At 41.4% G+C, this 20,360-nt stretch carries 17 protein-coding genes; 4 read left to right on the forward strand and 13 right to left on the reverse strand.

Annotated features, from left to right (window positions below; translation table 11 throughout):
* The first annotated feature begins 16 nt into the window (after positions 1-16).
* The gene (locus tag Q91_RS08165; RefSeq protein WP_015006415.1) at positions 17-295 is read left to right on the forward strand and encodes a hypothetical protein; all 279 of its coding nucleotides are present in this window, start codon (positions 17-19) and stop codon (positions 293-295) included.
* Between the two features lie 235 nt (positions 296-530).
* Positions 531-1,001: a VF530 family DNA-binding protein gene (locus Q91_RS08170; protein WP_015006416.1), complete on the forward strand. Its 471-nt coding sequence runs from the start codon at positions 531-533 to the stop codon at positions 999-1,001.
* Between the two features lie 213 nt (positions 1,002-1,214).
* On the opposite strand, the gene Q91_RS08175 is transcribed toward Q91_RS08170, so the two are convergent.
* The 4 genes from Q91_RS08175 to Q91_RS08190 all read right to left on the reverse strand — a co-directional run bounded on the left by Q91_RS08175 (position 1,215) and on the right by Q91_RS08190 (position 6,503).
* Positions 1,215-1,409 carry a hypothetical protein gene (locus Q91_RS08175; protein WP_016389980.1) on the reverse strand — a complete coding sequence of 65 codons (195 nt, stop codon included), beginning with the start codon at positions 1,407-1,409 and terminating at the stop codon, positions 1,215-1,217.
* A 181-nt stretch (positions 1,410-1,590) separates the two neighbouring features.
* Positions 1,591-3,870, reverse strand: a complete 2,280-nt coding sequence (locus Q91_RS08180) for a peptidase U32 family protein (RefSeq protein ID WP_015006418.1) — start codon at positions 3,868-3,870, stop codon at positions 1,591-1,593.
* Between the two features lie 125 nt (positions 3,871-3,995).
* Entirely contained in the window at positions 3,996-5,024 is a 1,029-nt protein-coding gene (gene cysK / locus Q91_RS08185; protein WP_015006419.1) for a cysteine synthase A, read from the reverse strand.
* A 36-nt stretch (positions 5,025-5,060) separates the two neighbouring features.
* A complete protein-coding gene (locus Q91_RS08190; protein WP_015006420.1) occupies positions 5,061-6,503 on the reverse strand; it encodes an aminotransferase class V-fold PLP-dependent enzyme in 1,443 nt (480 codons plus the stop codon).
* 415 nt (positions 6,504-6,918) lie between these two features.
* On the opposite strand from Q91_RS08190, the gene Q91_RS08195 reads away from it, so the two are divergent.
* Positions 6,919-8,025 carry a hypothetical protein gene (locus Q91_RS08195; RefSeq protein WP_015006421.1) on the forward strand — a complete coding sequence of 369 codons (1,107 nt, stop codon included), beginning with the start codon at positions 6,919-6,921 and terminating at the stop codon, positions 8,023-8,025.
* Between the two features lie 358 nt (positions 8,026-8,383).
* Here the strand turns inward: Q91_RS08195 and Q91_RS08200 are convergent, their stop codons facing one another.
* The 4 genes from Q91_RS08200 to Q91_RS08215 form a co-directional block, all read right to left on the reverse strand.
* Positions 8,384-11,071 (reverse strand): HAD-IC family P-type ATPase, encoded by a 2,688-nt coding sequence (locus tag Q91_RS08200; protein WP_015006422.1) that lies wholly within the window; start codon positions 11,069-11,071, stop codon positions 8,384-8,386.
* Between the two features lie 83 nt (positions 11,072-11,154).
* Positions 11,155-11,880, reverse strand: a complete 726-nt coding sequence (locus Q91_RS08205) for a bifunctional 2-polyprenyl-6-hydroxyphenol methylase/3-demethylubiquinol 3-O-methyltransferase UbiG (RefSeq protein WP_015006423.1) — start codon at positions 11,878-11,880, stop codon at positions 11,155-11,157.
* Positions 11,881-11,903: 23 nt separating this feature from the next.
* The gene (locus Q91_RS08210; protein ID WP_015006424.1) at positions 11,904-12,899 is read right to left on the reverse strand and encodes a rhodanese-related sulfurtransferase; all 996 of its coding nucleotides are present in this window, start codon (positions 12,897-12,899) and stop codon (positions 11,904-11,906) included.
* A gap of 104 nt (positions 12,900-13,003) precedes the next feature.
* Positions 13,004-13,528: a YaeQ family protein gene (locus Q91_RS08215; protein WP_015006425.1), complete on the reverse strand. Its 525-nt coding sequence runs from the start codon at positions 13,526-13,528 to the stop codon at positions 13,004-13,006.
* A gap of 185 nt (positions 13,529-13,713) precedes the next feature.
* On the opposite strand from Q91_RS08215, the gene Q91_RS08220 reads away from it, so the two are divergent.
* On the forward strand, positions 13,714-15,027 hold the full coding sequence (locus Q91_RS08220; RefSeq protein WP_015006426.1) for an APC family permease: 1,314 nt from the start codon (positions 13,714-13,716) through the stop codon (positions 15,025-15,027).
* Here the strand turns inward: Q91_RS08220 and Q91_RS08225 are convergent, their stop codons facing one another.
* The 5 genes from Q91_RS08225 to Q91_RS08245 form a co-directional block, all read right to left on the reverse strand.
* A complete protein-coding gene (locus Q91_RS08225) occupies positions 15,028-16,617 on the reverse strand; it encodes a YdiU family protein (RefSeq protein WP_015006427.1) in 1,590 nt (529 codons plus the stop codon). It abuts the gene before it with no gap.
* On the reverse strand, positions 16,614-17,294 hold the full coding sequence (locus Q91_RS08230) for an ATPase (RefSeq protein WP_015006428.1): 681 nt from the start codon (positions 17,292-17,294) through the stop codon (positions 16,614-16,616). The genes Q91_RS08225 and Q91_RS08230 overlap by 4 nt, the downstream gene beginning before the upstream one ends.
* Positions 17,291-17,734 (reverse strand): thioesterase family protein, encoded by a 444-nt coding sequence (locus Q91_RS08235; protein WP_015006429.1) that lies wholly within the window; start codon positions 17,732-17,734, stop codon positions 17,291-17,293. Before Q91_RS08235 ends, Q91_RS08230 begins: the two co-directional genes overlap by 4 nt.
* Positions 17,735-17,897: 163 nt before the next feature.
* Entirely contained in the window at positions 17,898-19,439 is a 1,542-nt protein-coding gene (locus Q91_RS08240) for a long-chain fatty acid--CoA ligase (protein WP_015006430.1), read from the reverse strand.
* Between the two features lie 531 nt (positions 19,440-19,970).
* Positions 19,971-20,360, reverse strand: coding sequence for a ClpXP protease specificity-enhancing factor (locus Q91_RS08245; protein WP_015006431.1), 390 nt, complete (start codon positions 20,358-20,360; stop codon positions 19,971-19,973).

The raw sequence follows: 20,360 nt of genomic DNA on the forward strand, positions 1-20,360 counted from the left end.
CAAAAAAGGTATTTGTATGAAATCCAATAGCACACCATTAGACCCTTCATCAAACATTGCAGATATGGCGACAAACATAAGCATTGAAAAACTACAGACGACTGTTTTGTTTTTAACAACCAAATATGCACAAACTAGGGAGTTAAAATTTGCTCAAGCAACCTATCAACACCTCTGTATGATTAATGATCACACCGATGCCAGCCCTGAACTAAAATACTTTGCCCAATCTTTAATTATGAAATGGCGGTTAATCGCATGTAATACTAGTTCACGCTTTTCATCACTTAATTAGCCCTGCTCTACCCTAATACGGTTTGCTTATTTGGGTGCCTATGCCATGCGACTCCAGCTGACCAAGCATTTATTAAGCAGGCCGTATTTAATAGCATTGAACATATGATGTAGCGATTTTCTCGGTAGTGCCGGCTGTGTTAGTACAGCTAAACGAAAAGTCTTATCGCTTCACTCTATCGCCGGTTGCTGACAGGTATAATGGAGGCCTAACCCACCTGATTAAGACAAATATCATGAATGACCCAATTGATTACACAAATAACCCGCTGCATGGCCTTAGTTTAAAGAACCTGCTGCTCGAGATCGTTGAGCATTACGGCTTTGAGATTCTCTTTGCTTATTTGAATATTAATTGCTTTAAGACTAACCCGAGTATTGCGTCGAGCCTTAAGTTTCTAAAAAAGACAACTTGGGCGCGTGAAAAAGTTGAGGCATTTTATCTATATGAATTTAAAAACCTGCCCAAGGTATCATCTAAAGAATTCTCAATACCACCTAGAGACCGACTTGTTCCAGCAAATCAAACGCCCGGGAAACCAGCTGACCTAAGTTTGGAAGACGCGGAACAATTACAGACTAAACGTGTTAATAAAGCCTCTACCTATAATAAAGGCCAACACACAACGCACGAGAATAAGCGCCCGCCCGTCGAAGATAGCTATAGCCCTGAAAATACTGAGGATCCTTGGGCAAAATGGCGATAAAACCCAGCTAGGCTATCGTCTATTTAGGTGACATAAAATGGGCTGGCTGACTGCTTTATATTACCCTTAAAGCTCGATGTCTAAACCCATGTGGCGTTGAACAGCACTACTCAACTACTAAAAGCGAAATATGCTAATTACACGCCTAGACTAAGGAAACCAGTATCATTATTTGCAACAAACACGCAGCCTGCCAGTGTGTTTGGGTATCGGCTATTCGCTATTTTTTTTAAACGAATCGGAGATGGCTGAACCGTACGCTGTTTCTTGTTCACGGCCTGCAGCCTGTTCTTGCTGGTGCTCAATGTCACGTGCCTTAGCCCTTAGTGGGTTTGAGCCCATACCATCTTGTCCATCACAACCGATCAAGAAGGAACTTGTTACGATGATAAATAATATCTTTTTCATACTTAAATACAGTTATTGATGAGCCTAATGACCTATTAGTATAACCGTTATTCCCACTAAAATTTTAGCGTGAAGGGCTATTTTAAAAAAATACTTTTTGAGTGGTTCAACTGCTTAAGCGCACAGTATTTTTAAACTACTGCATACACAAAGCAACCAATACTACAAGCTCAGCTGCTTGTTATAAGCCTTGTCTATATTGCGCCATCGTCGAGACAGGAACCATTTGATTAAGCTGTTGTTTTGCTGCCTTTTGACCGCTTATTATTTGCTCAAAAGAATCTATCAATTGTCTTTTGTTCTGCTCTTCTTTTGACCCTGCACCGATATTGGTTAAATCTATAAAAAATTCATCAAATAAATCAGCCAAATCATTCACTACATCTAGGTTCAAAAACTGCTCATCATTGTAAATGCTGGGGTAGCCACCTTTTTGCTTATCAATGGCAAACGACACACCTTTTACATTGGTAATAGTCGTTGCCTTTTGACACTTAAGCATGCAGCCATCTTCAATGCTCGGTTTTTTACACCCCACAGTTTGTTGAAAGAAACATTGTCGACTGGTCATCATTAAAATGGGGTGATAAATACTGTAGAGCAATTTGAAATTTTTGGGTCGCGCAATATTTTTAATTTGCATACGATTAATTTCATTAGAAATAAACGCACCCGAACAGTTAAGCGTTTCTTGCAAGGTTAACAAAGCATATGAATTAGTGGTGTTTAAAAACGGTCCGGCAACCCAATCTATTCCCATTTCAAACGCTTTATAGGCAATACCCGTATTATTAGTAACAATACGTTTAGGGCGCACATGTTTTAGGACATTAACGGCTTCTTGGTAATCTTTACCAATTAAAACAGCGGGAAACCACGGTATTAAACGTGGGTTTTGAAGAAATAAATCAATGTATTTCGTACAGCCTTTTTTAAAGCTTTCTGGCAACTTAAAGTAAATGTCCGCCTCTGTTACCTCACATAAATGCAGGTCTTTCTCATCCGCTATTAAAATAGACATAGACGGCTTCTTATCTATCGATGAACCTTCTTCTACTTTTGGGTGATTGAGCAGTGGCGGCACATCGACATCCCGCAATATCTCAACAGAATCATTCAGCAGGAAAGCGGCTTTATTTTTTAGCCGTGCCAGTTCTTTGAATGGCAGGCTAATATTGTCTGCTAAACGACTAAAGTCTATGGCTTCAATCGTATATCTCGCCTTATTGAAGCCTTTAAAACGCTTCTTGATCGCATTGGTATCCAGTGTTGACTGTGTTGGGTTTTTCAGTGGCTCTGCAGATTCGATCACATGTGTTGTCTCATCTTGCCCATTTGCAGTCTTTACCTGAATAGTTAGCACTAATGGCTCACCCACTTGCCCAGAAAAAACCAAATTCAATTGCTGCTTATCGATATTTAAGCCTTTAATTTTGTCGGCTAATTCATCACCAATTTTATTTTTATCTTCATACAAATCTTGTTTTGCTTTATGAATATGGACAATCGATACAGCCTGGCTTTTCGTCACTGCGTGTTCAACACTGTGATCTCTGGGATTATCAATAAACATGTCTTTGGTCAGATCACCCTTTAAAAAGGAATTGGTGAAATCACGATTAAAGACCTTATGTAAATTTGAATCGTCTTCTAATAAGCGCCCTGTTTGTTCAAATTTATCCATTTGTTTACGCCAGCTATCCACCACCGTATAAACATAATGCGCACCCTTAATACGTCCTTCTATTTTTAACGAGTCGACGCCCGCGTCCACTAATTCAGGTAAATCAAAATAGGCTGAATTGTCTTTTAAATTAAGTGGGAAATTATTGCCCGTGGCAGTGGTTTCATACTCATCTCGGCACGCTTGGCTACACCGCCCACGGTTACCAGAGTTGCCGACACTTACCGAGCTTGAATAACACTGACCAGAAAAAGCTATACAAAGCGAACCGTGTACAAAAACTTCGGTTAATACATCATGATCATGTGCAAAACGGGTCAGGCTTTTCACCTCATCAAGGTTTAGTTCGCGCGATAAATTAACCCGAGAAGCGCCAATTTTGCTTAAAAACTGTATTTGCCCTTCATTGTGCGTCGTTAACTGCGTTGAGGCGTGTAAATCAAGACTTGGAAAATACTTCTTTACTAAATTAAATGTGCCAAGGTCCTGCACAATAATGCCATCCAGACCGCTATTCACTAATTTATTCAACAGTTTGATTAGGCTTGGTAATTCTTGCTCCAATATAACGACATTGAGCGTTAAAAATACCTCGCAATCGTGCTGATGCGCTAAACGTAATACGCCACACAACTCATCAAAAGAAAGGTTGGTTGCGCGATTACGTGCATTAAAAACATCTAAACCGCAATAAACAGCATTTGCACCGGCAACAATGGCCCCTTTAATTGCTTCTACATCGCCGCCGGGTGCTAATAACTCTATTTGCTTATTCATTCAATTCATCGTGTCTGACTATAAATGCTCATTCTACTGTATCCAGCACTTGCACCGGCTATTAGTCGTCACTCTTCAACTCATTGCTTGATAAGCAAAGCCCTAGTCGTGAGACCAATAATGAATTAAAACTGATAACCCGGTGTAGACTTAGACACAGCTATTTCATCCTCTGACATCTCAATCGAAATATCATCAAACAAAGGCGTACTTAAGTAACGCTCGCCAGTGTCTGGCAACATACATAAAATATTCGCACCTGGCTTCGCTGTTTCGGCTATTTTCAAAGCACCAGCCAAGGTAGCACCTGCTGAAATACCCACAAAAACACCTTCTTGTTGCGCTAAATCTTTCGCACACTGAATGGCCTCTTTGCCATCGATAGATAGCAGTTCATCAATACGTGAGCCAGCATCCACCACTTCTTTTGTTAACACGGGAATAAAGTCTGGCGTCCAACCTTGTATTGGGTGAGGGCTAAAGCTGGGGTGGCTTTCGTTTTCAACTTGCGCAATACCACCACCTAATAAGGCGGCATTAACCGGCTCACAGACAATAACTTTGGTTGCTGGGCTTTTTTCTTTTAATACGGCTGATACACCGTTTAACGTCCCGCCTGTTCCATAACCGGTGACCCAATAATCAAGCGTTACATCGGAGAAATCTTCTAGAATTTCTTCTGCCGTCGTTTTCATATGCATTTGTGCATTTGCTGGGTTTTCAAACTGTTTTGATTGCCACCAGCCATTTTTAGCCGCGAGTTCTTCCGCCTTTTTAACCATGCCCGTGCCTTTTTCATGCGCCGGCGTTAGCACCACTTTTGCGCCTAAAAAGCGCATCAGTTTTCTGCGTTCCACGCTAAAACTCTCGGCCATGGTTATCACCAATGGGTAGCCTTTTTGTGCACAGACCATTGCTAAACCAATACCGGTATTGCCACTGGTCGCTTCTACAATCGTTTGACCTGGCGTTAGCTCACCTTTACGCTCAGCATCTTCTATAACACCGAGGGCCAGCCTATCTTTAACCGAGCCCATTGGGTTAAACGCTTCTATTTTGGCAAAAACATTCACCCCTTTTGGGCCAAGCTTATTGATCCGTACAACCGGCGTATGACCTATTGTTTGTAAAATATTATCGTAGCGTTGAGCCATATCAATCTCCTTATTTAAGAACTACTTTAGTTAGTATTAAATGCGTGCCTGAGCAATTTCAAGCACTTCATTGACCAAATCATCAGCATGATGCCAATCTGTTCTAGCACCCAAAAAGCACGGCCGGATAACCAGCTTATTATCCACCATGGTGGTGCTCGGAATATTGGCACCATTTTTCATTAGTTGACGGTGAATTTTTTTATTTAAGCCATTTAAATCATCTACTTTTTCATTAACATAACGGAAACAACATACCGATAACGTCGGCTTTAATGCTAATTCTAAATGAGGGTGTTTTTCTACACGTTCAGCAACACGTCGCGCCATAGCATTGTGTCGACACACACGCGCCTTCATTCCCTCTACACCAATTTCACGAATCAAAGCCCATACAATGGCACCTCGAGCAGGTGCAGATAGCTCAACACCTAAATCATGATACGGAAAACCAATGGTATCCATTGAGTTCTCAATGTGTTCATTTTTTACCGTTGTTGTTTCTAGGTAAGCTGCTTCGCCTTGGTTAAAGGTTTTATATTGCGCTTGAACATCGCGCACAAAAGTCGCCCCAATACCAACCGGTGCACCTAACCATTTATGAGCATCAACAGTAATAGAATCGGCTAATGCCAGCCCCTTATATAATTCATGTACTTGTGGATCTAATGTGCCGGGTAAACCATAAGCACCATCAACATGAAACCAAATATTATGTTCACGTGCAATTTCGCCAATTTCTTGCAAAGGGTCAATCGAGCCTGTGTTCGTGCTGCCTGCATTAGCCACAATAGCCACTGGTAATGCATCGGACTTTTTATCTTCTATTAATAAACGTTTAAGCTCTCTCGGTGAAAGCCTCATCATATTATCAACAGGCACATGCACCATCGCCTTTCGCCCCATACCCAACACAGCAGCTGCACGGTGTATGGTGTGGTGACTATGCTCAGTGGCATACACTTTACAATCGCGCTGAACACCGTCATTTGCTGGGTCTAAACCAACTTTTTCAAAGGCAGACTGCCTAGCCGCGCCTAAGCCTATTAAATTAGCCGTAGAGCCGCCACTGCTAAAAACGCCTTGCATACCCTTTGGCAAATCAAACATTTCAGTTAACCAATTTAAGGCAACCTCTTCTAAATGGTTAAAAGCGGTCATGCCAACACGTTGTGGTGATGCCACTATTCCAGCCAATGTCGCAATAGACCCCATATCCGTCGCGGCTGTTGTTATATAGGATGTACAACCGGGTTTAGCCAGTTGCGACCCATTCGGCATCACATGTAAACCCAATTCACTAATCACCTGTTTTGCACCAATACCTTGCGTAGGTACTGGACGATTTAATGCTGTAGTCCAACTGTCCACGGTTGACATGGCATCAGGCTGTTCAAATCGCTGGCATTGTTCGATGGCACTGCTTAACTGTTGCAATAACTCAGGCAGGTGATTACATTCTGCTTTTTCTTCAAACATTAAAATATCAAACGTTCCGAGTTTTAAAGGGCTACTTTACCATTGCAGCATTCATCGCCAACATAGTTTTTTATTATCAGTTTCGCAAGACATGTTATAGCCTTAAATGACCCTTTATCGTCTCCTTTATCGCACTAATGATGGCAACACAGCTGTCCTTTTAGCCCCCACTTAAACCGATACTTGCTCTGCAAACTATTTACAAACCTCTTTATGGGATCGTTACTTGAACAAGTGTTATCGCTTGATTATTGAAGTATTCATCAATATTGAGCCCGTTGCTGAATTGGAATACTAGTATTGATTGGCGTAACCCTAATTAATACCCACGAGCCTATTTATCGTTAAATTCAACTTTAATATGACTTATAGATAGTCTATGGTTATGTGATAAAAATAATATCAAAGGAGCCTCATGAGCACTCAAGCAGCAAACCAGTCACTTTCATCTACCCTACTATCAGGGAGCATGGGTATCATTGTTGTATTAACCCTAGCCGCTCTTTGTATTGCACCTTTTGAGCAACACTTTTTTACCGGTTGGGTGGGTATCGCATTTATGTGCGCAACACCCACACAAGTCATTTTAAATTTGTTTTGGCATAACAACTTACCCAAACGAATCGGCGATATGCCACAGCCACTAAAAGGCATTTGCTTAACCCTTATTACTGTTGCTGCAGGTGCATTCTTCACCTTGTTATTGTCTGTCTTGGTTGGGCAAAATTATGGCGATACCCCGATGTTTATCCAGTATACGATACTAACGGTTGTGACTGTTTTGTGGCTTATTCCGATATGGCATGCTTGGCCTTTTTCTTTACTGAGTAAAAACCCTGTCATCATTGGGCTTGTTACTTTAGTGGCCACGTATGTCATAGCCTATATAGTCTGGTTTATCTTTTTTGACTACACCGCATTAGCACATATTCCTACACCCAACGGCGAGATTGTTCACCCGCTTTACCACCCAGAAATTGACCCGAAAGGCTTATTCGACTCATGGGTTGCTATGACATTTGCCGTCACAACGGCAGGGGTGATCGTTATTCATTCTTTATTTGACTTTTGGCCTATTAACAAGCTGTCGATGGGCCGCCCGCAGCCTATTCGCGGCCTTATTGGAACGATCTATGTTTTACTTTTTGCATTCATCGTACGCTGGTTTTTTACTGATTTTATCGGCATGGAACAGGTCAGCTATATGATTCAAGTACCGGTCTGCATGCTTTTTGGTGCCTTTTTGGTTAACAATATGATGCAATTTAGCCTCTTCCCTAACCTAAAGCAGCCTTACCGTGGTTTTGCGCTATTAGCTTGTGCGGTTATAGCAGGCTTAGTTATGTACCGAGTCTACAGTTATGCTGGATATTTATTCGTAGGGCATGAGCTAATCTCTGGCCCAACTGGTGGCTGGGAACTTGAATTATGGATTGCCACAGCCATGTTAGGTGTAACCTTTCCTATGGTATTCCTCGTATCCGGTTTTTTTGATTTTTGGTTACTTAAAAAAGCAAAATAAAACCAGCCTTTAACTAAAAAACAGCGTCACCAAAAGAAATAACAGTGCCTTCTCTCAAGAAGAAAGAAGGCACTGTTTCTCAACAACTCAACAATCTGGATTCAAGCTTAATTAATTTTATGGCTTAGTTAGTTTATGACTTATTAAGTGGCTATATTATGTACTGGCAGCCCAGCGAGCTAGATTTCAAATCTCAACATTATTTAATAACATCACCAGCAGCCGAACAAAATCAGTGTTGATACATCAAAATCATCAACTGACCTCAGAACAAACGTCATCAATCAAAAACAACCCTAGAGCATGTTAACTCATCACTCTGTTTGATTTTATACCCATTATTCTTGGCATAGTAGTATCACCATGTCAGCCATTTCAATACAAACCGATTCTCGCGCCTTACAAATACTCGCCGTATTTCATCCGCAATAATAATCGTAATGGCAAACGGAATGCTCAAACTTAACTCCCATAATTCCAGCGGCGCGGTACCAAAGAACGTATTCATCAAAGGTACATAGGCAATTAAAGCCAATAAGATCAACTCTGACACAACACCCAGTAACACGAGTTTATTGGCAAAAATACCTACCGTTAAGATACTTTGTCGTCGTGTACGACAAATTAATACATCGGCAATTTGGCAGATAATGATGGACGCAAAAAAAGCAGTAATCGCTTGTCGATACAGCGGATCGGATACGGCCAACGCCTCGCCCCATTGCCAGCCGCCATCCAGCAGGATATAAAAATAACTAAAAAAGCCGGCAGCCGCTTGAATCATGCCGACAATGCCATAGCTCATAAACAATAAATTTCGCGTTAAGAGCCGCTCATGTCTCGCACGTGGCGGTTTATTCATCACATCGGTTTCAGGCTTTTCTGAACCTAAGCCCAGCGCTGGAATAATATCGGTGCCTAAATCAATCGCCAGTATTAACACCACGGTGAGTGGCAGCGGGATATCCAACAAAACATAGGCGATAAAAGGCAGAATTTGAGGAATATTACTGGTTAAAATATAAGCGATAAACTTTTTGATATTATCAAAAATAGTCCGGCCTTCTTCAATCGCCGTCACAATGGTGGCAAAGTTATCGTCCATTAACACCATATTACTCGCTTCTTTCGCGACATCTGTCCCCATCAAGCCCATTGCTACGCCCATATCTGCATTTTTAAGCGCAGGCGCGTCGTTCACCCCATCACCGGTGACCGTGACAATTTGATCTTTCTTTTGCAAGGCTTGGACTATTTGCAACTTTTGAGCTGGTGTAATACGCGCAAATATCAACTCATTTTCATCCAGCAAGCTCGATAAGCCAGCCTCATCTAATGCTGATAATTCATCACCATTTAGCACCTTGCCTTTATCACTAAACAAGCCAATTTGTTTACCTATCGCTTTAGCTGTAGGCCCAAAGTCACCGGTTAGCATAAACACACGTATGCCAGCCTGCCGACACTTTAAGATCGCCTCAGGAACTTCTGCCCGAGGCGGATCAATCATGCCAACAACCGCCACAAATACGTAATGATCGTCTGGGATGCCATCACTATCGAGGTTTCTATAAGCTAAGGCTAAGCCACGCTCTCCACGCTCAGCCAGCGACATGTATTGCTCAACAACCTGCTTTCGGTAAGCATCGGTAAACGCCACCTTTTGACCATTTAAATGAATCTGATCACACATCGCCATCACCACTTCAGGCGCCCCTTTTAAATAGGCATGAAAATGATCGCCCTCTGGTGATTCATTAACCGTCACCATATATTTATCTTCAGAGGTAAACGACTTTTCAGCTAGGCGTTTAGTCTGCACAATGTCTTTAATTGAGGTTAGCTTTTCTGCGTAAGCCAGCAGCGCCACTTCTGTTGAATCACCACTGTATTTCAGCTCACTGTCTAGGTGTGCGTTATTACAAAGGGTCATCACTCGACGGGCTATTTGTAATTCCACATCATCAGCAGTCAACGATAGCTCCGTATCGTATTCACGTTGGTTAGTAATCAAGCTGTTAACACTGATTTTATTCTGCGTTAGGGTGCCAGTTTTATCGGTGCAAATAACGGTGGTGCTACCCAGTGTTTCAACGCTTTCTAAATTTTTAATCAGCGCATTTTTACGCGCCATTCGTTTACTGGCCATGGTGAGTGCTAATGTGACCGTTGGCAATAAGCCTTCGGGTACATTCGCGACGATGATCCCAATCGCAAAAATAAGGCTACTGATCTCCCCTTTCCCAATCGCCACGCTCACGGCAAAAAAGCTAATACCAAGCACTATCGCAATACTGCTGATTATTTTTATGAAGTAATTTAGCTCTTTACCAATGGGAGTTTCAACGTTTGAGGTCTGCTTGGTTAACTCAACTATTTTACCAATTTGAGTCGCCATACCTGTTTCACAAACCAGCACCTTAGCATTGCCACTTTGTACCAAGGTACCTGAAAACACCATATTTCGGCTTTGATATGGGTTCTCGCTATCAGCCTCTAACTGTAAGGTTTCGGGCGTACTTTCACCCGTTAAACTACTCATATCGACTTGCAGTTGATTAACGCGAATTAAGCGCCCATCTGCCGAGACTTTATCGCCCTCATACAGCAACATGATGTCACCAGGAACCACTTGGCTAGCGGCGATCTGCTTAACCTCACCTTCACGTTCAATATTAACCATCGTTGGTAACATTTTCTGAAAGCTTTGCATGATTTTTTCACTTTGATACGCCTGTATAAAGGTGAAAATAGCGTTGAGTAATACCACGCCATACAGGGCACAACCAATATAAAAGTTACCTTGCTCTGGGTCCAAGTAATCAGCAAAGAAAGCTAAACTGCCCCCAACCATCAGCAAGATGGCAAAGAAATTTTTAAATTGTAAGAGGAATTTTATATAGCCAGGTGTTTGCTGCCGAACGTGTAGTTCATTCGTACCAACAATTTTAAGCCGCCGCTCAGCCTCTTCATCTGACAAGCCTGTTTCATGGCTATCAAGTGATTGATAGAGCTCACTAATCGGGCATTGATGAGGCTTTTCCATAATCACACTCTTAGCAATTTACACTCAATTAGCCGCGAAACTAACAAACCATTATGATTATCTTGGCAGTTTTATCGTTCAACTCAGCCATCAATAAACGTTAACTTAGCTAAATAATCATAGTGCGGCCCTTGCTGAACTATCTCGCAACTAAAGCCATTTCTGTCAGCTGCATCTTGTAATAATTCCTCAGCAACATATAACCAATTAAATGGCTTTCCAGTAATATCTTTATAAGACAAGTTAAACTCGACCTCACCATGATATTTATCATTTAAATCAATCAGGTAAGAACCATCGTCTTGTTCGTAAAGGTAGATAAGATCTGAGCTATCTAACAATATTTGTCCATTCGGTGCCAACAAACTTTTTGCTTTTGAAAAAAAGGCATCAAAGCCCTCTAATGTTTCAACTAAGCCGATTCCATTCATTAATAATAATAAGGTATCAAACGGTTCTTCAGGTAAATCATAAAAGTTACACAATTTAACCGTTGATAAACCGCGCTTTTTCATCAACGCCACTGAATGAGGCGATATATCTAAAGCAGTCACATCGAGTCCTTGATTCTGCAAATACAAACTATGTGAGCCTGCACCTGCGCCTACATCTAACACTTTTCCATAGGCTAACTGAAGGGCTGCTTGCTCTAACGCGGGGCACTGCTCATAGGAACGGAAAAAATAGCTGGGCGCTAGCGTATCTTGCTCTGCAATATCCATATCAACGAAGATAGGCGTATCATCTTGCGTTTGATAAAAATTTATCAGCGCAGACCCTATCGGGTCCTCATTTTTATTTATCAACACAGTTTTAAGAAGGGTGTTTTCATTTAAGTGTCCTGTGTTTCGCTGTTGGCTTCGCGTTTCTTTTTAAGTTTATCTTGCCGATGCTGCTCAATCAATTCAGCCATTTCACCACCAATATGTTCCTCGCCGCGTTGTTTTGCCAGTTCAATTTGATGTTGACGTTCAATAAACCGTGCTTTTTGCTCCTCATCCGTTTTATCAAAACAATGATGGCAACTGATTCCCTGCTGATAGTGCGGATGCAATTTATCTTCTTCGGTAATGGGCATTCTGCAACCAAAACACTGATCAAAACTGCCTTTTTCTAATTGATGATCCACCGACACGCGGTTATCGAAGACAAAACATTCTCCTTCCCATTGCGTTTGCTCCTCTGGCACTTCCTCAAGGTATTTTAGTATCCCACCTTCCAGGTGATACACCTCATCAAAACCCTGTTGTTTGAGATAAGCAGTCGATTTTTCACAACGAATACCGCCGGTACAAAACATCGCTACTTTTTTATGCTTCGTTGCATCTAAATTTTCTTTTACGTAATCAGGAAATTCGCGAAATGTTTGCGTTTTAGGGTTTAGCGCCCCTTTAAATGTACCAATCGCCACTTCATAGTCATTGCGGGTATCCACCAATAACACATCAGGGTCGTTAATCAGTGCATTCCACTGTGTTGGTTTAACGTACGTACCCACTATATCGTTAGGGTCAATATCCTCGACACCCATCGTGACGATTTCTTTTTTAAGCTTCACCTTAGTGCGGTTAAACGGTTGCGAATCGACATACGATTCTTTGTGAACAAGGTTTTTAAACGCTTCTTGATTTCTTAGCCACCCTAATAGGTGGTCTATCCCATTGCGTTTTCCTGCAACGGTGCCATTAATGCCTTCAGCGGCGAGCAGTAAAGTACCCTTAATACCCTGATGTTGCATTAGCTTAAGTAAAGGCTGTTTTAATGCGGCGTGGTCAGCTAATCTAACAAAGTGATAGAGCGCACAAACAACGTAGTCTTGATTTTTCATATGTATCCTCAATGAGCTGGCTGGAACGTAAATCCAGTGCCTTGGTTGATTATTATATCAAACCGGCCAAAAACTTAGCGCAAACTCTTAAGAACCCACTCTGTTTAATAGCCTTTTAGGTTAACTATTTGATTTAAGTCATTATCACTTAAGTACATTTCACCGTCTTGGATATTACACTGTAAATTCATCGTTCGGCCCGCCAATGCTTCTACCCCACTGGCTGTAATGTGCACGATACTGAGATTTTTAAACCGTGCTAACTTTTCGCCGTGTTGTTGCCACCAAACAGTCGCCTTACCTTCGTGATAGGTATAAATAATCACTTGTTGTGCTCGTCCACAAGCCTTACGGATACGTTTTTCATCTGGCTGCCCAAGCTCAATCCATAATTCAATCTCACCTGTTAATGATTTTTGCCATAATTCCGGCTCATCATCGGTTGATAAGCCTTTGGTCAATGTCAGGTTTTCATTAGCATTGGCTATAAAGGCAATTAATCGAACCATCAACCTGAAATCATTTTCTGATGGGTGTTGGGCTACTGTTAACTCGTGAGTTGCATAATAATGGCTATCCATATTAGCGATACTTAAAGACACTTTATTAATGGTTGATCCGATAGCCATCTACGTTAATAATTTTTTTTAATCACAAAAAAACAGGCTAACAGATTAAATCATTTTTGACACAGCTCATTGACGCATTCCCCTCTAATGATTGATAGTTATTACACCTTTCAATCATTAGCTCCAAACACAATAGAAAACCTACCAACGAAAACTATAGCGTTATTAACTAATCAATAGCCATCATGACACTAGCTGAAAAAAAAACCATCCATAGAGCAAGAGAAAAAACTCTTGGCGTGCCAGAATTAATTGCCATTGCATTGGGAGGGATGGTTGGCGGAGGCATTTTTACCATTTTGGGCATTTCTGTTTCAATGGTCGGTGCGTATACACCCGTGGCTATCTTTATCGGCGGAGGAATTGCCTTATTAGCCTGTTATTCATATATAAAGCTGGGCGTTTACTACCAAGATGAAGGAGCTACGTACTCGTTTTACAAAAGAACCTTTCCCAAATCGCGGTTTGCCGCCTCATTAATTGGTTGGTGTGTGATTTTTGGTTATATCAGTACACTTGCTTTATATGCCTATACTTTTTCTTCTTACGCCGTTAGTGCTGTTGATTTTGCAAACAATGAATGGGGGCGAAAAATCGTTGCTGGACTGATCATTTTAAGCTTCACACTAATCAATATATGGAGCGTTAAAGGTATGGGTAAAATTGAAGACATTATGGTCTATAGCAAATTAATTATCCTAATCGTGATCTCCTTTGTGCTGATTAACAACAGCCAGACCTCCCTGCCTGAGCTTCTGCAAAACGAACAAAACACTAGCCTTCTATCAATACTTATTGTGGCATCACTGACCTTTGTCGCCTACGAAGGGTTTCAACTAGTCATCAATGCGGTGAATGAAATGGAACAGCCTGAGGTCAATATTCCAAAATCAATTTATTCTGCTATTTTTTTAGCTATTTTGATTTATGTTGTGATTTCACTTGGCGCCATTTTAGCTATCTCATTTGAAGAAATTATCGAGAACCAAGAATATGCACTCGCTGCTGGAGCAAATCACACACTCGGCCACTGGGGCACAGACCTTGTTATTATTGGTGCACTGTTAGCCACCAGTAGTGCAATTAGTGGCACCTTATTCGGTGCTTCAAGGCAAATGGCCGTCATTGCTCAAGATGGTTACTTTCCTGCCATTCTCGCCAAACGCTCTGGCCAAATACCCACTGCGTCCATTATCGGTATGTCGATAATGGCATTTTTATTAATATTAGCTGGAAGTCTGCGCATTATTCTTGAGTTTGGTAGCATTACGTTTTTGCTTGTCTCTGTATTGATGGCTTATGCAAACTTTAAAATTCGGCAGCTAACAAAGGCTTCCCCGTTAATAACAATAAGCTCCATCGTCGGGCTTGTTTTAGCCACCGCACTGATCATTTATTATGAGTTTACGCATCAACCGCAGCAATTAGCTTTTATCGTAGGAATATATGCTTTGCTGACCTTAAGCGCTTGGCTTTATTCTAAAAAAAACCAACCTTAATTAAGAGCTACACGACAGCATAGAACAACCTACTTTATGCTTCGCCCAATCTGGCCTTTTTTGATTGAGGTGTTCTTTATCAGGTTGTTCATCATATGGGTGCCTTAAAACCTCTAAGAGCTCATTCACCATGCTGTGATCGCCTTTCTCTGATTTATCGATCGCCAGTTGAGCTAAATAATTACGTAATACATATTTAGGGTTAACGCTGTTCATTAAGGCCCTTCTTTGCACCGCATTTTGCGGCTCTTGTTCGCACCGTTTCACATAGCGAACTAACCACTCGGTGATCGCCTCTTTCGCCTGCAGCTCAAGCTCATCAATATAAAACGCTGGCTTTAAATGCTCTATCGCTGTTGCGACGTTAAAGTCATCAGAAGTTGTCTGAATATCTGCTAATCGCCTAAAGAAAATCGTCATATCTGTTTCATGCAAACTAAAAAATGACAGCAATTGTTTAACCAACTCACTATCAGTCTCTTCTTCAAGCTGCGAGAAACCGAGCTTTTTAGACATCATTAATAACCATTGTTGACCGTAACGCTCAGCATACTCGTTAAGCGCTTTTTCCAACGGTTCTGCCTCCTCAATCAACGGATAAATCGCATTTGCTAATTGATATAAATTCCAGTGCGCTATTTTTGCTTGTTGAGCAAAGGCATAACGATGATGTGTTGCATCGGTGGTATTAGGTGTCCAGTTAGGGTCATACGATTCAAGCCAACCATAGGGACCATAATCAATGGTTAAACCGAGTATCGACATATTGTCGGTATTCATGACCCCGTGAACAAAACCAACTCGCATCCATTCTATGACCATATCGCAAGTTAATCTGCAGACCTCTTCAAACCACTTCAGATAAATCTGCTTAGACGGCACTGAGTCTTTTTCTAGTAAGTGCGGAAAATCGGTTTCAAGCGTGTAATCAACAAACTGTTTTAATAGCTCTGTGTTTTGCTGAGCATAATATTGAAAATGCCCGAAACGCGTAAAGGATGGTGCGAGCCTACACACGACAGCCCCCGGTTCAGGCGCTGGGTTACCGTTGTACATCACATCACGCATAACATGCTCGCCAGTACTTGCTAGACTAAGTGCCCGCGTGGTTGGCACGCCAAGATGAAACATCGCTTCACTGCACAAAAATTCTCTAATCGAAGAGCGTAAAACAGCTAACCCATCTGCCGTTCTAGAGTACGGTGTTGGCCCGGCTCCTTTAAGCTGCAAAGCCCAACGTTCACCCTTTTTATTAACAATTTCTCCTAAATTAATTGCTCGCCCATCGCCCAGTTGCCCTGCCCAATTTCCAAACTGATGGCCGCCGTAACAAGTAGCATATGGCTGCATGCCATCGAGTTGTTCATTCCCTGAAAAAGTATTGAGAAACTGTTCTGATAAGCAATCGTCTTCATCTAAGTCTAATAATGCCGCCGCTTCTAGAGAGTAAGAAACCAGCGATGGCGCCTTCATCTGTTTTGGACTAACCCATGAAAAACAAGCTCCCTGAACCTGCCGCGGGTAATTCTCGCTAACATTATCGGCAGGTAACTGGCTTACAAATTTATTACTAAAGGTTAAATTATTCATACTGCCTCCTCGGTTGGCATTAAGTCGGCAAATACAAAGCCATCACGTTCCACGACTTCACCCAGCAACACCCCAATGGAGTACTTAAACATCGGGCCAGCATACGCAAAACTATGAAACTCACCATTTTCACCGCATGGATCAACTCCAATCGGTAAGTCATCTAAAAACTGTTGGTTAAAATCACGCCCTACAAAACTGGCTGGCAACTGCTTAGGGTCAATACAAGTAATGTGCGTTTTTAAGCCAGCTGCTAACATCTGTTGAGCTAGTTGATCGGTCGGTTTCAACCAGAGTGGGAATAAAGGCTCTATCCCAGTTGGTTTTAAGTTGTCTATTCGGTATTGGCGAATATCCTCTAAAAATAAGTCGCCAAAGGCCATATGCGTGGCACCCAGCTTTTCGATGGATTCAAAAAAAGCACTCATTGCTCGGTTATATTCATTATTACTACATGGCGATGGAATGGGGATAATATATAAGGGGAGGTCTGCCGCCGCCGCTTGTTGCTTTAGCAGTTCCACACGAACTGCATGCATCGCAACACGTTGGTGTGTTTGATTGACCGTTGTTACTAAACCAAGCAGTTCAATATCCTCATCTTGCTGAAGTTGATAAAGTGTCCACGCGCTATCTTTACCACTACTCCACGATAATAAGGTTTTTTTCTTTGTCATGGTAGCGTTACACCTTCTACCGATTGTTCAAAAGAAGCAACTTTTGCTTTAATATCGTTGGGAATTGGGGCTGTTTGTTGACGTTTCATATCAAACCAAACTATCACTCCTCGGCTTGTTAGTACGGGAGTATCCTCACCTTTGTGATAAATATCGACTAACATTGTTGCGCTTTTATTACCCATTTGACTAATGCGCGTATGAACCTCAAGTAAGGCTGGATAATGGACTTGTTTTAGATACCTACATTGCATATCCGCTAATACCCAGCCCGACTCTATACCCGCTTTAAGGGTTAAGCCCATCACCTCTTCGCAGTAAGCAACTCGACCGGATTCAACATAACGAACAAATTCAACATTATTAATATGTCCATAAACATCTGCGTCACCCCAGCGAACAGATAATGGAAAGACATGGTTAAATTCTTGTTTACTCATCAACAGCCCTTTGAACCTTATAAATTATTCATTACGTTTGTCATTATAACGACTTGGACACCGCCGCTTTAGGACAATATATTTCAATATTCTTAACGCTTAGAGCTATAGAAAACATACCCATCATTTAAGTGCCCTATTGAAAACAACCATAACAGTCGAACTATTGAACACCCCTTTCTATTTCACCGCGCTTATTTAAAACCCGCTTCACGATCTTACCAGCACCATTTTTAGGAAGTGTATCCATAAAAACGACTTTTCTTGGCACTTCATAACTGCCTAAGTGTTGACGACACCAACGACGTATATCGGCTGAGCTCGCCTCAACGCTCTCTTTTAACACGACATAGGCAACGGGGATTTCACCATGTAGTTCATCTGTTTGCCCAATTACCGCTGCTTCTAATATTCCGTCATAGCGATACAGCACCTCTTCAATAATCCGCGGATAAACATTCATACCGTTAACAATAACCATATCTTTTTTCCGATCGAGAATACTAAAGTAACCCTCTTCGTCAACGTTACCTAAGTCACCGGTTAAGAACCAATCTTCATAAAAAGACTCTTTGGTCGCCTCTGGCAATTGCCAATAGCCTTTCATCACATTATCGCCACGAACGGCAATTTCACCAATTTCACCTACCGGCAACTCCACACCCTGTTCATTAAGAATTTTCATTTCAACATTGGGTACAGGCAGACCAACCGTGCCTATTTTTCGAATGCCGCCTACTGGATTTACACAAGTTACCGGTGAACACTCTGTTGGCCCATCGCCTTCATAAATGGGCACGCCAAATTTTTGTTCAAAACGATTTAATATGTCTACCGGCATCGACGCGCCACCAGACACACATAACTTAATTGAACGAAAGCGTGCACACTTATCGTCACGAGTATTCAGCAACACGTTGTACATACTAGGCACACCAAGAAAAACGGTACTGTTAGTTTTTTCGATGATGGTAAGCAAATTATCAGGTTCAAACTTGGCAACGGGAACAAAAGCACAGCCATGGGTCAGAGGGGTCAGCATGCCCACAGTCGCTGCAAACGCATGAAACATTGGTAACACAAGAACAATCACCTCTTTACCTGCTTGCCATTTCATTGCCTGAAAGACACTAGATGTGTTGCTCACTAAATTGTGATGTGTCAGCATCGCACCTTTTGGTTTCCCCGTAGTACCGGACGTGTATAAAATAGCCGCTAAGTCATTAACTGGGTCAATTTTTATATTTGGTAATGAGCCATCATTATCACAAAGTTGCTTCCAATCGGCAGATTCTTCACGATTAGCGCGGATACAAATATTAAATAACGGTGCTGATATCTCTGCAGCAATGTCATCCATATTCGCCTGAAAAGCTTCATGGTAAATAACACCTTTAACCTGTGCATTTGTCATCACATAAATGATTTCAGCCGCTTTTTGAAGTAAATTAATAGGAACCACAACAGCTCCAGCCTTAACGATACCCATATAAGCTATCGCAAACTCAATACTGTTTATGCAATACAAGGCGACTGTGTCGCCTTTTTTAATACCCCGTTTTAGCAGCCCGTGAGCAAATTTATCTGAAGCAGTTTTTAACCCTATGAAAGTACATGACGTATCATTATCAATAACCGCAACACTATTAGCATAGGTGCTTGAAGTGGTGTTAAACGCTTCTATTAAAGATATTTTATGGCTCATTTATGCTCTCTTTTATTGCCATTTAATGGCTTATATTTATTAATGAGTAAGCGGTAAGTTATTTACTCTACGATGTTAGTTATTTATCACACATATTATTAGCAGCCAACCATAACGTGACAATATACTGATGGCAACCTAGAAGCGCTAAAGCAAGCATTTCATTTTAATGGACTAAAAAAATAGTTTAAGTAGGTTTAATGATTGTCGTTAGCTTTTTGATCGAACAGCTCTGTTTAACAGCAAGTAATTACAAGGTAGCTTACCGATAAGACTTAGCCGAACCAGATGATAAGAAAGCTAGATTAGCACTGAGATAACAGGGTAGTCTATTAAATGGACTTTAGTGAATAACCCGTAATCCCAACTGATGAGCAACCGTAAAATAAACACCAGCAGGCAAAGCATTTTGACTGATACCGTTATTACCACGAATAGATTAGCAATAAGTGCTACTTACCACTGAGGTCGAGAACTGAGATGGTTTTATGTCTAATTCATGCCACTACGTTTAAGTAGCCGGCATAGACATTATTTAACTATTTTTAACACCGGTTTTTTAGTTTCTTTTTTTGCCGGCGATTTATCAGGATCTGGTGGCACGTCATCTTCAAAGCGTTCATCAAACATCATCCCTTTACCATTTTCTTTTGCATACGTCGCTAAAACAGCATTGATCGGGATATATAGGTTTTCAGACTGACCAGAGAACCGAGCAGAAAAAGAAATAGCCTCATTATCTAAAAACCAATTTTGTACTGCGCTCGGGTTAGTATTTAAAATAATACGCTCATCCGATACATATGCAGTCGGAACAATGACCCCCTCATAGCTTGCATCAACTAAAAGATAGGGAGTCATTCCGTTTTCAAGTATCCACTCATGTAAAGAGCGTACTAAATAAGGCTTGAGTGGCGTCAT

The sequence above is a fragment of the Cycloclasticus sp. P1 genome, assembly GCF_000299965.1.
Lineage (GTDB): Bacteria > Pseudomonadota > Gammaproteobacteria > Methylococcales > Cycloclasticaceae > Cycloclasticus > Cycloclasticus pugetii.